The sequence below is a fragment of the Mycoplasma zalophidermidis genome, assembly GCF_018913985.1.
GTDB lineage: Bacteria > Bacillota_I > Bacilli_A > Mycoplasmatales > Metamycoplasmataceae > Mycoplasmopsis > Mycoplasmopsis zalophidermidis.
In genome coordinates, this window is sequence record NZ_JAHMHK010000004.1 from 35,231 (window position 1) to 51,270 (window position 16,040).

At 30.2% G+C, this 16,040-nt stretch carries 17 protein-coding genes; 5 read left to right on the forward strand and 12 right to left on the reverse strand.

Annotation, left to right across the window (positions count from 1 at the left end):
• Window positions 1-140: 140 nt before the first annotated feature.
• Entirely contained in the window at window positions 141-824 is a 684-nt protein-coding gene (gene recO, locus KQ878_RS02680; protein ID WP_216505611.1) for a DNA repair protein RecO, read from the reverse strand.
• Window positions 825-928: 104 nt separating this feature from the next.
• Here recO and KQ878_RS02685 point away from each other — a divergent pair, with 104 nt between their 5' ends.
• From KQ878_RS02685 to KQ878_RS02705, 5 genes are read left to right on the forward strand one after another with little or no spacing between them, the layout of a single operon-like run.
• Entirely contained in the window at window positions 929-1,216 is a 288-nt protein-coding gene (locus tag KQ878_RS02685) for a hypothetical protein (protein ID WP_216505610.1), read from the forward strand.
• A complete protein-coding gene (fakA, locus tag KQ878_RS02690; protein ID WP_216505609.1) occupies window positions 1,209-2,828 on the forward strand; it encodes a DAK2 domain-containing protein in 1,620 nt (539 codons plus the stop codon). The genes KQ878_RS02685 and fakA overlap by 8 nt, the downstream gene beginning before the upstream one ends.
• A gap of 2 nt (window positions 2,829-2,830) precedes the next feature.
• The gene (gene plsX / locus KQ878_RS02695; RefSeq protein ID WP_216505608.1) at window positions 2,831-3,853 is read left to right on the forward strand and encodes a phosphate acyltransferase PlsX; all 1,023 of its coding nucleotides are present in this window, start codon (window positions 2,831-2,833) and stop codon (window positions 3,851-3,853) included.
• Window positions 3,846-4,538, forward strand: a complete 693-nt coding sequence (rnc, locus tag KQ878_RS02700) for a ribonuclease III (protein WP_216505607.1) — start codon at window positions 3,846-3,848, stop codon at window positions 4,536-4,538. Before plsX ends, rnc begins: the two co-directional genes overlap by 8 nt.
• Window positions 4,539-4,565: 27 nt before the next feature.
• Entirely contained in the window at window positions 4,566-7,541 is a 2,976-nt protein-coding gene (locus KQ878_RS02705) for an SMC hinge domain-related protein (protein ID WP_216567892.1), read from the forward strand.
• 59 nt (window positions 7,542-7,600) lie between these two features.
• Here the strand turns inward: KQ878_RS02705 and KQ878_RS02710 are convergent, their stop codons facing one another.
• From KQ878_RS02710 to KQ878_RS02760, 11 genes are all read right to left on the reverse strand, one after another.
• The gene (locus KQ878_RS02710; protein WP_216567893.1) at window positions 7,601-8,791 is read right to left on the reverse strand and encodes a YitT family protein; all 1,191 of its coding nucleotides are present in this window, start codon (window positions 8,789-8,791) and stop codon (window positions 7,601-7,603) included.
• Window positions 8,792-8,970: 179 nt separating this feature from the next.
• Window positions 8,971-9,702 (reverse strand): DNA-processing protein DprA, encoded by a 732-nt coding sequence (locus KQ878_RS02715; protein ID WP_216567894.1) that lies wholly within the window; start codon window positions 9,700-9,702, stop codon window positions 8,971-8,973.
• A 125-nt stretch (window positions 9,703-9,827) separates the two neighbouring features.
• Window positions 9,828-10,103 (reverse strand): 50S ribosomal protein L27, encoded by a 276-nt coding sequence (gene rpmA, locus KQ878_RS02720; RefSeq protein WP_216505603.1) that lies wholly within the window; start codon window positions 10,101-10,103, stop codon window positions 9,828-9,830.
• A 6-nt stretch (window positions 10,104-10,109) separates the two neighbouring features.
• Window positions 10,110-10,409 carry a 50S ribosomal protein L21 gene (rplU, locus tag KQ878_RS02725; RefSeq protein ID WP_171111059.1) on the reverse strand — a complete coding sequence of 100 codons (300 nt, stop codon included), beginning with the start codon at window positions 10,407-10,409 and terminating at the stop codon, window positions 10,110-10,112.
• 142 nt (window positions 10,410-10,551) lie between these two features.
• Window positions 10,552-10,800 carry a hypothetical protein gene (locus KQ878_RS02730; protein ID WP_216505602.1) on the reverse strand — a complete coding sequence of 83 codons (249 nt, stop codon included), beginning with the start codon at window positions 10,798-10,800 and terminating at the stop codon, window positions 10,552-10,554.
• Between the two features lie 99 nt (window positions 10,801-10,899).
• A complete protein-coding gene (locus tag KQ878_RS02735) occupies window positions 10,900-11,331 on the reverse strand; it encodes a large conductance mechanosensitive channel protein MscL (protein ID WP_216505601.1) in 432 nt (143 codons plus the stop codon).
• Between the two features lie 57 nt (window positions 11,332-11,388).
• Window positions 11,389-12,228 (reverse strand): nucleotide exchange factor GrpE, encoded by an 840-nt coding sequence (locus KQ878_RS02740; RefSeq protein WP_216567895.1) that lies wholly within the window; start codon window positions 12,226-12,228, stop codon window positions 11,389-11,391.
• Window positions 12,229-12,230: 2 nt separating this feature from the next.
• The gene (hrcA, locus tag KQ878_RS02745; RefSeq protein WP_216505599.1) at window positions 12,231-13,238 is read right to left on the reverse strand and encodes a heat-inducible transcriptional repressor HrcA; all 1,008 of its coding nucleotides are present in this window, start codon (window positions 13,236-13,238) and stop codon (window positions 12,231-12,233) included.
• A gap of 218 nt (window positions 13,239-13,456) precedes the next feature.
• Window positions 13,457-13,669 (reverse strand): 50S ribosomal protein L31, encoded by a 213-nt coding sequence (rpmE, locus tag KQ878_RS02750; protein WP_216505598.1) that lies wholly within the window; start codon window positions 13,667-13,669, stop codon window positions 13,457-13,459.
• Between the two features lie 24 nt (window positions 13,670-13,693).
• A complete protein-coding gene (gene rpsD, locus KQ878_RS02755) occupies window positions 13,694-14,290 on the reverse strand; it encodes a 30S ribosomal protein S4 (RefSeq protein ID WP_216505597.1) in 597 nt (198 codons plus the stop codon).
• A gap of 184 nt (window positions 14,291-14,474) precedes the next feature.
• Window positions 14,475-16,028 carry an MAG5620 family putative phospho-sugar mutase gene (locus KQ878_RS02760; protein ID WP_216505596.1) on the reverse strand — a complete coding sequence of 518 codons (1,554 nt, stop codon included), beginning with the start codon at window positions 16,026-16,028 and terminating at the stop codon, window positions 14,475-14,477.
• Window positions 16,029-16,040 lie beyond the last annotated feature (12 nt).

The following is a 16,040-nucleotide window of genomic DNA, read 5'->3' on the forward strand; positions in this document are numbered from 1 at the left end:
ATATTATACCTTTTAATCAATTAATAGGTAATATATAAAACATTAAATAAGGAAACATTAACACAAAAATAATTCAGTAATCGAGTTTCATGATTTTATTTTTTTACTAGAAAATCTGTGTATTAGTAAAATTAATTTCTTTAAAAATTAATAGAAATCCCGTTATTATGCAAATGATCTAATAATTCACCATATAAATAATTTACTATTGCATCGTTTGATATAGCTAAGAATTTTTCTAGGTCACTAAACAAATAATAAATTGATTTTAGTTCTTTGTTTCATCTTGGTTTTACACTGTGTTTCGAACATAAAAAACCACCTTGATAATAGCTAAAATCACATAAATTAAATGAACTAGAGCACACACAACACTTTGTCGTTATTGGGGCAATACCATAATAATTCAGTGATTGTGCAAGAATAAATAACAATAATCTCCTGTTTAATCCTTCACCTAGTCGGTGAATAATTTGAAAATATGCATTATAAACTGCTAAAGATTTGGATTTTATTGATTTTACGATTTTTAAACATCTAGTTAAAAAGACTAAGTTCAAGTTATTTGAATAATCTAGTGAGTATAATGTTGTTGATTTTTTTAGCCTTCCGATTGAACCTTTTTGTCTCGCTTTAAAATATTCAATTTCCACACACGAACCCAATAATAAATTAGCTCTGTTTTTTGATTCCGGTTTATTAATCCCTTTTGCCAATAGCCTGATTGGGCCATCGGGACCAAAAAAATCAACAAGTCCGTCTAATGAACCTGTTGGAGAATCCGAAATATTAACTACAATAACTTTTTCGATTGTTTCGGCCATAATTTTCTCCAATTAATTAAATTAATTATATAATATAAAAACTTAGTTTTAAATTAAGATTCAACTCTAAAGCTAAGATATTAATTTAATAAAACGGAGGCGACGTGAATAAATCAGAAGTCAGCAAGATTTTTATAGATATTTTGGAATCTACGCCGGGTGTCTATAGTATTCAATGCAAGCAAGATGAGACGAATCAATGTCCTGAATGCGTCATAATAAATCAATATGATACGACATGGGATTTTACCGCAACTATAACATTAATTAAAAATAGTAATTGCAAAAATATTGTGTCATCAATACATTCTTTGCTAAGATTTGCTCTTAGAAAGAATAACCAAAAATTAGGAAAACTAAATATTTTTATAGGAGGTCTAAATAATGATTAATAAATTAGACGGTAAAATTTTCTATGATCTGTGTTTATCAGGTGCAAACAACTTAATAAATAATAAAAATAAAATCGATGCCTTGAATGTCTTCCCGGTCCCAGATGGAGATACAGGGACAAATATGTCATCGACAGTTAAATCAGCAATAGATGGTATTAACCGCGATTCAAATGATTTGGGATTAGTTTCTCAAAAATTTAGTAAAAGTATGTTATTTGGTGCTCGTGGAAACTCGGGAGTTATTTTAAGTCAAATTTTCAAAGGTTTCTCAATGGCGTTCGAAGGCAAAACAAACGTTGATGTCGAAGGACTGCTAAATGGATTTAAAAAAGCTACCGAAAAAGCATATGGTTCAGTGTTAAAACCAATTGAAGGTACAATTTTAACCGTAATTAGAGAAACGACCGAAGAGCTAGAAAAAATTGTAGACAAGAAAACAACATTCGAGGTATTTTTTGAATTAGCAGAAAAATTTGCAAGAAAATCATGTGATAACACACCTAATAAATTAAAAATTTTACGTGAGGTTGGCGTAACCGACTCTGGCGGAGAAGGTTTTTACTCAATAATCGCTGGAATGAATTCATTCTTAAAAGGACAACCAGTTCAAATCGTAGAAAATAATTCATCATCAGATTCGTTTATTCAAAATGGTGAAGTATACGAAGGTGAATTCGGTTATTGTACAGAGTTTATTATTGAATTAAATGAAGTAGACGAATTCAAAAAAACTCAATTCGAAAAATCTGTTGGCAAAATTGCTACAAGTTTAGTTGTTGTACAAGATAACGAAATTGTAAAAGTTCATGGCCACACATTAAAACCTGGTGAATTATTGAATTTTGGTCAAAAATATGGGGAATTCATCAAAATTAAATCAGAGAATATGAGCTTACAAGCTGAGCAAGCAAGAAATAAAAACGTAATTATCAGTTCAAGTGATGAGGACGAAAAAGAATGCGCAATTATTTCATGTAACCTAGGTAATGGAATTATTTCAAGAATGAAGGAATTAGGTTGTGATGCAATTGTTGAAAGCGGTCAAACGCAAAACCCATCTGCTCAAGATATTGTTGATGCGATTAATTCAGTTAATGCTAAAAATGTTTTTGTTCTACCTAACAACTCAAATATATTCCTAGCAGCTGAACAAGCCGGTAAAATAATTAATAATAAAAATGTTTATATTATTCAATCAAGAAGCCAACTTCAAGGCATAAGTGCGATGTTAAACTTCAATCACGAATCAAGCGCAGAAGAAAACCTAGATTTATTAACTGAAGCTATCAAAACTGTTCAAACTGGTGAAATAACACAAGCCACAAGAACAACAAAACTAAACAATGTAAAGATTAAAGAAGGACATTTTATTGGTTTAACAGATCATAAAATTGTGACTTGTCAACCCTCATACATTGAGGCAACTAAAGACTTACTAAAGAAAACAATTAAACCAGATCATGAATTAATAACTATTTATTATGGGAATGACATCTCTGAAATGGATGCGAACGAAATTCAAAACTTTATCGAAAGCCGTTATGATGTAGAGGTAGAAATCGTAAATGGAGCACAACCAAATTACCACTTCATTATAGGATTTGAATAATTATGGCTGATAAAACTAAAAAATATACGATAGCATTTGATATAAACGGCAATGATAATGGAATAAAAGCCGGCGTCGTCGCGTCGTATCAATTTGCTTTACAAAACCCAAATTTTGAAATTATTTTAGTTGGGCCCAAAAATGAAATTCGAAACATTGATGTACCTGGCATTAAAGAAAAACCCCAAAATATCTCAATAATAGACAATGATAAAATTGCTTTAAATCCTGAAAATATCAGAGCTTCGCTCCACGAAGAAACATCAATGAATATCGCTATTGAATTAGTTAAAGATAATAAAGCTGATGCTGTTTTAAGTTCAGGCAATAGCGGTTTGTATCTAGCTTTAAATACATTTAAACTAAAACGTTTAGAAAACGTGTCAAGAGCAGCATTTATGCCGATAATGCCTACTATAACGGGAAGAAAATTCTTAATGTTAGATGTCGGTGCAAATATAGATACTAAACCTGAATATTTAGTTGAGTGAGCCAACATTGCGAATGTTTTCGCAAAAATTATGTTGCAAATTAAAACACCTCGTGTCAGTTTGATAAATATTGGTACCGAGGATAATAAAGGTTTGGAAATCATTCGGCAAGCGCATTTAATGTTAAATGAATCCAAAACAATAAATTACATTGGTTTTAGAGAGCCACGCGAAATACTGAATGCGGTTTGTGACGTTGCGGTTATTGATGGCTATGGTGGTAATTTAGTCTTAAAAAGTCTTGAGGGAGCAATTTTAAGTTTTAAATCATTATTAAAAAGCAAGATATTGGCTTCACCAATAAGAAAATTAGGCTACATGCTAGCAAAAAACGCATTCAATGACGTTGCAGAAACATTAGACTACAGAAATGTTGGGGCTGCATGAGTTGTTGGAGTAAATGGTGTCGCAATAAAATCACATGGTAGTAGTGATGATAAAGCATACACCGGAGCATTGAATCAAATTAAAATTGCGTTAGAAAACGATGTTCTAACCAAGGTAAAAGAATCTGTAAAGGATTTAAATGAATAAAAAAGCTACAGAAGAATTTTTTGCATTTTTAAACAAATATTCAATTTTACCTAAAAAAATGTCATATTATGCTGTTGCTTTTACCCACCCAAGCTATGCCAAAACCAATAAAAATAAACAACTCGAAGATTATCAAAGTATGGAATTTTTAGGAGATTCAATTCTACAATTCTTATCCTCAATATATTTATATAGAGAATATGAAAATAGTAACCCTGGAAATTTATCACTAATGAGAACTAAATTAGTATCAACTAAAAGTCTCAATAATTTAAGCGAAAAATTAAACCTTAAACAATTTCTTCTAACCGGACCTGGATTAATGCACGAAGAAATTCTAAAATCAGTAAAAGTTGGAGCGGATATCTTTGAATCGTTTATAGGAGCATTATTTTTAGATCAAGGTCTGCAAAAAGTAAATAGTTTTTTACAGCAAACATTATTTAAAACAAAAATAGATGAGTCTAATCTCAAAGACTCTAAAACATTATTCCAAGAATACATCCAATCATTTTCGAGAAATTCAGTGACTTATAATACAACTCAAAATGATTCAAATTCTTTTCACTCAAAAGCTATACATGATAACAACATTTATGGTGAAGGTGAAGGTAAAAACAAGTTGGAAGCAGAAGAGCAAGCTGCTAAAAATGCATTATCAAAACTTGCTAATACTGATGAATAACCTTGAATTATTCAAAACGGAGGAAAAATGAAATTAATAAAAGTTGAAGCCCACGGGTTTAAATCGTTTGCCGATCCAATTTCTTTAAGATTTGATGGAGGAGTGGCTGGAATCGTTGGTCCTAATGGTTCTGGTAAATCTAATATTAATGACGCAATAAGATGGGTTCTTGGGGAAAGAAGTGCTAAAGAATTACGGGGAGATAAAATGGATGATGTTATCTTCCAAGGTTCTCAAACCGCAAAGCCACTGGATCGTGCAGAAGTTACATTAACATTTGATAATAAAGATGGTCAAAATTCAATACCTCATGAAATATTTACAATATCCCGTGTTCTTGAAAGAGGTAACGGCACAAATAAATATTATTTAAACGGTGAAGAATGTCGTCAAAAAGACATATTGGAAATAGCTATGGAATCAGGAATTGGAAAATCTTCTTTAGCTATTATTTCTCAAGGGACAGTTTCAGATATTGCTCAATCAACACCAGAACAACGTAAAGCAATTTTTGAAGAAGCTGCCGGAGTTTCAAAGTATAAATTCAAGAAAAAAGAAGCTTTAAGCAAGTTAGCAAAAACTCAAGAAGGTTTGGATCAAATAACATTAGTTATTGCTGAAATCGAAAGAAAACTAATACCTTTAAGAAAACAAGCCGAGAAGGCAAAAATTTATATTGCTAAAACAGAAGAATTAAAAGAAGTTGAAGTTGGTTTATTAGTTCATAATATTAAAACTTACGGTGCAACATATGAAAGCCTAACTCAAGAGCTTGAAGGAGTTTCTGAAACCAAAATTGACCTTGAAGAAAGAATCAAGGAAGCCGAAGCTAAAATTTCACAAAATACTGGATTTAGAATTGAAGAACAAAAAAATGCTGATCTATTAAGCAAAGAATTAAAAGAAGTTGAAGAAAGACTTCGTAACATTGACTTAGTCTTAGCAAAGGAAACCGCTCGTGAAAGATTGATTGCTCAAGGCGAAATCGAAGTAAGCGTCGAAGAGAGAATTAAAGCTTTTCAAAAATTAGCAACACAACACACTGGAAATATTAAAAATATTGAAAGACAAATGGAAGTGTTAAATTTAAGATATCAAGAAAATAACGTAGAAATCGCAAAACTTGATGAAGAAGTTGGATTATTGAACATTCAAAAAAATAAAAAGGATAGCGACCTAGTTAAGGTAAGAACTCATCTTCACGTTTTAGAACAACAACGCGAAGGAAACACGATGCTTTATAAAGGAACCAAGACTATTTTGGAAAATAAAGCATACTTTGGAAAACCTTTAAAGGGTACTGTTGCTGATTTAATTAAAGTTGATAATGAATACTTGCGTGCTATTGATGTTATTTTAAGCAGCGCAGCACAACATTTAGTTGTCGATAAATCCGAAACCGCTGTTAAAGCTGTTAACTTCTTAAAACAAAACGATGGTGGTCGTGCAACTTTTATCCCTCTTTCATCAATTCAACCAAAATCTGTTAGAGACGATCATTTGCTTGCAGTTCAAGGTCATCCCGGTTTCGTTGCCGTAGCATCTGAATTGGTATATTCTGCTCCTGAGTACGAAATACTTAAAAAATTCTTACTTGGCAATGTTATCGTAGCATCTGACATCGAGCAAGCCAATAAAATTTCAAACATACTTGAACGTCGTTATATGATTGTAACGTTAGAAGGCGATACAATAAGAGCCGGTGGTGTTATTGTTGGTGGAGCAAAAGTTCAAACACAAAGCTTATTAGGATTCGAAGAAAAAATTGAAGAACTAAAAAAACTTATTCCAGGATTAAATGCTCAAATACAACTGGCTATCACTAAATTAAATGAAGTTAAAAACAAAAGAAAACAAGCTTTTGATTTAGCAACATCATTGCAAAATGAAATTTCAACCTTAAAAAGTAAAAAAGTTAATGAACAATTCACTTTAGATGAGTTAAATCTAAAATTATCGAATTTAAACGCTCGAATTGTTGAATTAAGCGAAGAAAAAGAATCTTCATTAGCAAATTCTAAAGCTGATGTAGAACTTTTAAACACTCGTAAAGTAACTTTACTTTCAGAATTAAACGCAAAAGAAAAAAGAATTAGAAGTTTAACCATTGATTTAGACCAACTAAACATTGTTAAAAATGACTATAGTTCAACTCTTAATAAATTAATTCAATCATTCGCTCAAAAACTGACTCAAAAAGATAAATCTAAGATGCTATTAGATCAATCAAGAGAGCGTCTAGCAAGTCAATATAAAATGACATTTGAAGCCGCTGCGGAACAATACAATTTAGTTATGAATCAAGAAGATGCAGAAGACTTTGTCTGAACCCTAAGAGAAGAAATCGATAAATTAGGTTCAGTTAATATTGAATCTCTTGAAACATTAATTGAAGAAGAAGCAAGATACAATAAGTTAGCCGAAGGAGAAAGGGAACTTTCTGAAGCTAAACAAACTCTTGAAAATGCTATTGCTGACATTGATAAAGTTATTACCACTAGATTAGTGAACATTGTTAACGATGTTAATGGTCCATTCAACGAAGTTTTTGCCACAATGCTTGGTGGTGGACGCGCCGAATTATATTGAACTGACCCTAATGATATATTGGAATCAGGTATTGAAATTAAAGCTCAACCTCCAGGAAAAAACATTGCGAACCTTAAATTATTTTCTGGTGGAGAAAAATCTCTGATTGCAATATCATTGCTATTTGGTATTCTGAAAGCTCGCCCACTTCCATTGTGTATATTAGATGAGGTTGAAGCGGCGCTTGACGAAGCTAATGTCGTAAGATATGCTGAATATCTACAAGAGTTAAAAGAAAAAACTCAATTTATAGTTATTACACACCGTCACGGAACAATGTCAAGAGTTGACTCTCTATTTGGTGCAACTATGCAAAACCGTGGAATTACAACATTCTTCAGTCTAGAATTAGCGGAAGCTAAAAAACTTGTGGATGATGAACAAGTTGAACTAGATATTCCAGATGGCGAATAATAAATACCAAAATGCGCTTCAAGCGCATTTTTTAAATAAAAAAAGGCTTAATCTGCCTTTTAATTATCATCAACGAAACGTGTATTGAAGTTACCGTGAATTTTTAATATTGGTTTAATGCTTATTCATATTTTAGGATCAATAACTCTTAAATCTTGAATAATATTTTTAGTTTCTAATAACAACATCGTTGTATTAATTTTGTAAACTTTTTCACCAGAATATCCGCTTGTTGTCGCATAAATTGAATAAGAGTGTCAGTAGTTGATATCGTTAAAATATTGCATAACTTTGTCAAATGATTTGACACAAGAAATTTCAACATTCACTTTTTTATATTTAGGATAAAGCACAGATATTAAGCCGTTAACAGCTGCGATATAAACAAATGAAGTGATTTCTCTCATTCCGATTATTACACGTTTGCCTGAACTAATATAAGTAACATAATGATTATCCCCAATTTTTTTATAAACTATAACAATCGATTCATTGTGCGGTTGAGCGAATGCAAATATAATTAAAAATGTGATTGATGTGGCAAGCGATACAATTGTTAATATCCCTCCAACACTCTTTTGTTTTTTCATTGAAAAAAAGTAAGCAACAATGTCGGTTCCGCCTGTTGAACCGCCCGATTTTCATGCCAGAGAAATAGCAATACCAACAAACAGGGAACCAATTAACCCGTTAGCTAAAATTGGTCATGTTACCGGATTTTCATAATGTACACCATCGATTAACACAGTTCTTTCTCAACCCGGCGCAACATTAAATACATTATGAAATCAATCTGCAACAGTATTGCCCTCATTACCGCCCGTTAACACAAAGTTGATTAAAGTTTGAAAAATCATGAATTCTAATGTGTGTAAATTAAATGATAACTTTGTTTTTTTTCACAGAATAAAAAACAAAGGAATATTGCACGCTAAATACATAAGACCAAAAAATGGTTTCGTTTGATGAAAAATCAACGAAATCAACATTGGCACACCCGATAGTCCTGACGGAATGGTTTCTGAACGTTGAAGAAACACTACTGCTCCAAAGTTAAACATGAATGCTGCTAAAAACATGAAGCAAGTTCTAATGAAATATTGTTGCACTCTTTTTTGTTTAACATCTTTTTCGTGAGGATTTTCAAGGTTATAGGCGTGAGCCCCCATTTTATATTCTTTAATTTTTTGATTAACTTTTCTGACCGCTAATGGTTCAGATTTTTTAGTAATTTTCCCTTGATCGTTCATATGAATATTATAATTACAAATAAAACTTTTATATTTATTTTTGTAAATTAAATTTTATATACTAAAAAACGCTTTTTAAGTCTAATTATTAAGCTAAAATAAGGTTTTTATTTACTTTCTGCACTATTAATAAACACATTTTTTACCAGATTTGAATTTTTAGGATTTTTAAATTTAAATTAATAATCAATCACATCAGCTACATGCGTAATTAAATTTGCGCCGTTTTTTATTAAAAAATTTGTTGCTTCATCGATGTTTAAGCCTGGATAACAATAAACTTCTTTATTGAAATCTACAAAATTATTTGCAAGATTAATTATCCCGGACCCTTGTTTTGCACCATAGATTACCAAAAACTTGCTAATTGAGGCAATCAATATATTTCTTTCTTTAAATCTTATATATTTTGGATTAACATAAGGCGGATATTGAGAAATATATAAAGAATTATTTAGTTCTGCGTTAATATCTATAAAATCATGACCGCTAACTAAAACGTGTATTACTCCTTTATTAGTTGACTGATATAGTTGTGCTATTTCACGATCAATTTTAGTAAAATCACTAGTAACTAACACAAACTCCGACATGAATTTATTCAAGGAATTATTAATAAAAGATTTCACTCTTTCATTATCCAAATCTCCTGTTAAAGTGATTTTTTTTCGGTTCAATAAACTTAATTTACCTTTGTAGTAAAGCACATAAGGAGAATATTTTAAAAGTTTTAATTCTTCAGGGTATTGGTCGTCAAAAACAGTTATATATTTAATATTATTTTTTTCTAAAATGTTGAGAACTTGCTTTATATGACTTTCGCCCACTTTTCTTTTTTTGACTAAGTCTTTAAAAATTTCATAATTGTTTCCTTTATTTACATAGGAAAGATATACTAATAATTCATTCATTTTAACCTCCATAGTTTATAAGCCATAAAGTTCTAAAATCTATAAAAAAGGAAAAAATCTTCATAATTTGTATAAAAATTCAATTAAATGAATATAAAAAAACCGGAAAACCAGTTTTTTTATATTTAGTTGTTTTTAGGTGTAACAACTCTTGTTTCATATACTGAGGCATATGTACGATTTCTACGTTTTTCAAATTTTACGTATCCTGTAATTAAAGCATAAATTGTGTCATCTTTACCAATACCTGCATTAGTACCAGGGAAAATTTTTGTTCCTCTTTGACGGAAAATAATTGACCCTGCTGTACAGAATTGACCATCACCTAGCTTGATGCCTAATCTTTGGCCGCGACTGTCACGACCGTTTTTAGTTGATCCACCAGCTTTTGTCTTTGCCATTTTCTATTACCCTACAATCTTTTTAACTTCAACACGTGTATATGGTTGACGATGTCCTAGTTTTCTTTTGTGTGTAGATTTAGCATTGTGACGGTATACGATGATTTTTTTGCTTTTGCCTTGTTTTTGGATTACTCCTTCAACATATGCTTTTTCAAGATATGGTTTACCAATTTTTTCACCAACTAGTAAAACCTTGTCAAATTTTACAACTGAACCTTCTTCACCTTCAATTTTTTCGATGAAAATTGTTTGTCCTTCTTTGACTAAAATTTGCTTGCCTCCAGTTTCAATAATAGCTAACATGTCTATTAATCTCCTGTTTTTTGTGGCTCATCTTAAGGGTGATAATAAATATACTTGAAGACCCGTTCAGAATGGTTACAAAAAGTAACAATGTCATTATAGTACAAAAATACTAAAATAAAAGCATTTTTTACCCCTGGGCTTAATAACTTAAATAAATTGTTTTGTATTGAGTTGCAGATTCTGATTTTTGATTATTATCGTTTCATTTAATCGAGTTATTTCCAACTTTTGTTTCACCTGATGATGACATAAACATTTTGACTACATTCGCTATTGTACTTATACCTGCAAATACAATCGGAGCTACAGCAGTAACGACTGCTAATATACTACCACCGTAAATATTAACTTGTTCAGCAATAGAAATTTTCTTAAATTGATACTTCATTCCACCTCCTGTTTTATATAACACATAATTATGGCAATAATTAAATGAAGGAAAAAAATGACATTTTTGCTTAAAATAAACAACAAAGAATAGCCCGAGCTATTCTTTATCCTCTTTCTTGGTTTTTGCTGACTCAAAATTTTCATTCATTTTTTTTAGTTCAGCTAAAATTAATTGCTCTGTGGTTGGTTCTGGAATTGGTTGAGGTTGGTCTTTTATTTTTAGTATTTTTTTGAAATCAACTACTGCCTTAATTAAGAACACAATCATCAATAATAAATAAATGACTAATGTTACAATAATGAAAGCAAATAAAGCAGCTAAAAATTTCCCAATTAAAATTTCTCCAATTTTTCATTTTTCCAGAGTTTCAGCTCCAGTGAGTTTTGCTATAGGGGGAAGTATAACATCATTAGCGAGTGATTTAACAACTCCGTTAAATGACGTTCCAATCAATAATCCAATAGCTAGCATGAACATGTTACTTTTTTTAACAACAGCTCACGCATCTTTGCTTGCTTTTTTAAACATAATATTATTATACACAGTCATTTCAAAATTATAAAAAAACAAGACTATCTTGTTTAATTATTCTTTTTTGCTCACAACCACTAAAGCATACTTGATAACACGGTCATTCAATAAATATGCTTCGCAGTCGACTCTTTTGATTGTATTTGGTTCTACATCCGGATCAATTACAAAATCAATCGGTTTCTGAGTATTCGGATCAAATATATCACCGACTTTTGGTAAAAATGTTTTAAGTCCGTGAGAGTTGAAAACGGATTCAAGCATTCCAAGAACCATCTTAAACCCAGTAACGTACGTTTTTACACTGTGCTCAGTACTATTTAAACCAGATTCGACCGCAAGTTTAAGAGTGGCAAAAGGATTGGTAAAATCTTCGAAGAATTTTTGAAGCGCATATTCTTTGATTCTTTTAATTTCTTCTTCAGGTACTGTAATTCGTTTGTTTTCGTTAACTTTATTATTTAATTCTCTGATTTTTTCCTTCAATGTATTATTGATTTCTTCTAATGCGAAAAACTTGTCAGCAAGTAGTTTGAATTCAAGTTTAGAATCAACCAATTCTTTTTTAAGATTTTCTAGTTCCATTGATTTTTGTTCTTTTTCTTTGTCGTTTTTGAATTTTTTGCTAGATTCAAATGATAGGTTTTCTATATCAAAAGTAAGCGTTTTTTTTGCATAATCACTCTTGGCATTTTCATCAAAAGTGACTATTATCTTGTAACGAGGTGCTCATCCCGTATTCATTATTGATTCATCTATTTGAGAATTTATTGAACTTTCACCTAATTTAATTAAATAATTACGTTTTGATAATTTTTTAATAAATTTCTTCCCTTCAAATACTTTAACATTAGTTTTTATTATAGTTCCTGTTTTTAAATCTTTGTCTCTCATAATTACTCCTTATTTTTATCGCTATCTATAATTAAATCTTCTAACAGCTTAATAGCAGTTAAACTTCTATGATAGTCCATTCTGTTTGAACCAACCAAACTTATTTCCTTAATTTTTCCATCAGTTTCAAGTTTTTTTGTAATTATTGAACAATGGTCATCTCTAACAGCAATTTTTAATTTAGCATCGTCATCAATTTCTCTCTCTAGAGTTTTCCAAATTGACTGATTTTCAATTAAATACAGAATTTTAGTTAAATCTTGTCTAGATATTTCATCCGCCAAAATAATTTTATCTTTACCGTAGACAACATTTTTATTTTGCAATTCAAAGTCAAACACATTATTAACTAAACTTTCCAATATTGATTCATAGTTTTTAATTTGACCGGCTAGAATTGGAGCTAAACTGTCCGCAGTTTCACGAAGTTTCAAAATTGGGACATCTATCAAACGTTCTTTGAAAATTCTAATAGCTATTCTCAAATCATTCATGTCAGTGCTGTTTAAATCAAGAGTAATAGTTCTATGTGTGACTTCACCAAATGAAGTAACCAAAACTATAGTGGCTTGATTTTCAGTTAGAGGTACCAATTGAATACTTTTTAAAGTAGATGATTCATTAGTTTCACTTGTAACTAATGTTATACCAACCGTATCCGAAATAACTTTACATGCTTCTTTAACTGTTTCATCTACACTAGTTCTTCTTTTTGCGAATATATCCTTTATCTTTTCTCTTAATGATTTTGAGTCTTGCGTAATTAAATGTTTTGCGTAAAATTTATAACCTTCTATCGAGGGAATACGTCCAGATGAAGTATGAGTCTTTTCGAGATACCCCATTTTTTCTAAATTGTTCATTAAATATCTAACTTTTGCACTTGAAAATGACAGGTTAAACCGCGTAACTAATGTTGAAGATCCAACTGGTTGACCAGTTTCAATATATAAATCTACAACACATTTCAAAATCTTTTGTTTATCGTTTGTTAGTTCTAAATTATTCATATGAAAATTATAACATTTTTTAGCAAATTTAGCATTCGACTGCTAAATTATTTATCGTTACTTGTTCTTGTTTTTGAGTCTTAGTAAAAAAACATAAAATAAAGCAGTCATCTAACTAAATTTCTTTTTAACAAAATTGAAAATTTTTTAAAAAAATTCCCAGTGCCTATCTAATTAAAATAAAAAAACATCGATTACTCGATGTTATTAATGAGTGATTATTTTTTAACTGATTTTGCAAGACGTTGATTAAATTTGTCAATCATACCGGTTGCTTTTGTTTTTGCTCTGTCACCTGTGTAAACTACGTGGCATCCTGAACAAACGTCTACTGAAATTGAAGTTTTTGTTGTACCGAATTCGAATTCTGTATTACATGTTGAACATGTTGTTTTAACAACATTGTATTGTGGGTGAATATCTTTTTTCATAATACTTCCTTATACCTTAGTTAATTATTTTGAGTAGAACTCAACAACTAGGTTTTCTTTAATTTCAGGTAATACTTCTGTTCTTTCAGGTAAACGATCTAAAGTAGCTTCAAAACCTTTTAGGGTAATTCAAGCAGCCGTTGTTTTTTCAGCTAAGTTTGCAATAATTTGTGAATTCTTTTGTGATTTTTCTTTTAAAGCAATAACTTGTCCTACTTTAATAGTCATTGATGGAATGTTTGCTTTTTTACCATCAACTGTAAAGTGGTTATGCGCAACTAATTGTCTTGCTTGTCTTCTTGTATTTGCAAAACCTGCACGGTAAACTAGGTTATCTAAACGAACTTCTAAAAGTTGGATTAGGTTTGTACCTAAAACACCTTTAATCTTTGCAGCTCTCTCAAAGAATTTTCTTAATTGTTTTTCACTCATGCCATATACGAATTTAACTTTTTGTTTTTCGTATAAGTGTAGACCATAGTCTGATAATTTTACACGTTTGTTGCCGTGTTGACCTGGTGCGTAAGTTCTCTTTTTACCTTTTGAGAACTCTTTTCCTGTTTCAAGAATTGAAAAGCCGTAACGACGAGCCTTTTTGAAAACTGGACCTGTATATCTCATGTTTTTTCCTCTTTCTGCATAAAACATCAAAAGGGGTAATCTCTAACTAATTAATAAAACTTTAATGATTTCGGTTTTCAGCATCCCTACTTTCAACTCCACTGAAGTGTTATAACATTTAGTTATGATTGCCGGCTGTAATATGCTTTTTTATTATATATAAAAGATTAAATAATCAAAATTATTACTCATCATTTTCAGTATTATTTTTTGTAGTTTTCCGTAATTTTCTAAGTAATTTTTTAAACTTATGCAATATTCAATTAATTTTTATCGCGATTGAACATTGTTCTAAGAAAGAATAATTGTCTTTATATCTGTAAACCATGCACATAATAATATCAACACACAATTTTTTCGAATCAAAATCATAATAAAAAATTACTTCGTGTTTTTTTGATGTTGTTAATTTTATAAAAAAATATTTATTATGGTCTCATTTGTCTATGGCCTCAAAATTGAATCATAGATTTGATTTATTTTTTTTGTCCTTCATTATTGCAGTTGAAATGAAATTAGTTATCTTTTTTGTTTCTTCGAAATCTAATTTATAACGTTTTTTAATAGTCTTAATACTACCGAAACTCTCTACTAATTTATTATATTTAAAGCTTAAAAGATTGTTTCGGTTTGCATAGGAATTAAGCATTCAAATTAAACAAATAAAGAAATAATAATTATTAAATTCAGGAGAATATTTTGGGTTCGCAATAAAGTTATTTTCAGTGTACGCAAATACATAATTTTTGTCATTAAGTACAGATTTATAATTGGAATGGTCAAAATAAGTCCAACCTACTCCATATTGTTTTAATAGATCTTTTACCGCATAGGTCGAACTATGTGGAATCATAACTTTGAAGTCTGAAATATCTTTTTTTACTCGTTTATATTCCTCTAAATAAAAGTCTAAATAGATTAATGCAAGTGTATTAGAGTCAGCAAAATTGAATCTATTATTCAATAACAATCCAACATTGATTTTGGAAGAATCGCCGAAATGAAAAATATTAGAAATCTTTCTTTTTATCATTGATTTTCTAAATAGTTTAGAAACGACTTTAACCCATTTTAGACCATGACTTCTTTTTCTTGTTTTAAAATTGTTAGCATAATTTTGCAATAAATTTCTCATTAAAACCAATGAAGTTAAATTTTTATGCGTCAATAAACTTAGCGATTTATATCGCTGCTTGACGTTAGCAAAAGGTTTTAAAATTTCATTCTTTGAACATAATTCGCTTACGTATTTGTCAAAATTTAATTTTATAAATGGTTTAACATCCCAGTCAAAATTAAACTCGTGATTGTTAACATACATTTCATAAATTTCCGATTGTTTTTCAGGAGTTAAATCGTCAAATTTTGAATCTTTAATATTTACCTGTAAGTACTTAAATTCTGTATTAATTGTCAATTTTAGTAAATAATCAAGCGGATTGACCTTCATTGCATATTCATCAAGTATCATGGGGGCGGAACTATGCTTATCGTATTCATAAATAATGTGTCCGTGACTTTGCAAAAATTTTGCTACCTTGGTAAGATATTTATTTCTGGTTTCACCTTCCAAAGATATTAAAATCTTAGATTTAGGTTTGATATTTTCATGAATAGCTTGAGCAAGTAGCAAAAAAGAACAAAGACGTACTGGATCTTTTTCTGTTTTATTTAAAAAAACATAATTGTTATTAATATGTAATAATTTGTCTTTCTTTAAAACATTTTTGTCAGTCATCTTTGTCCTTCT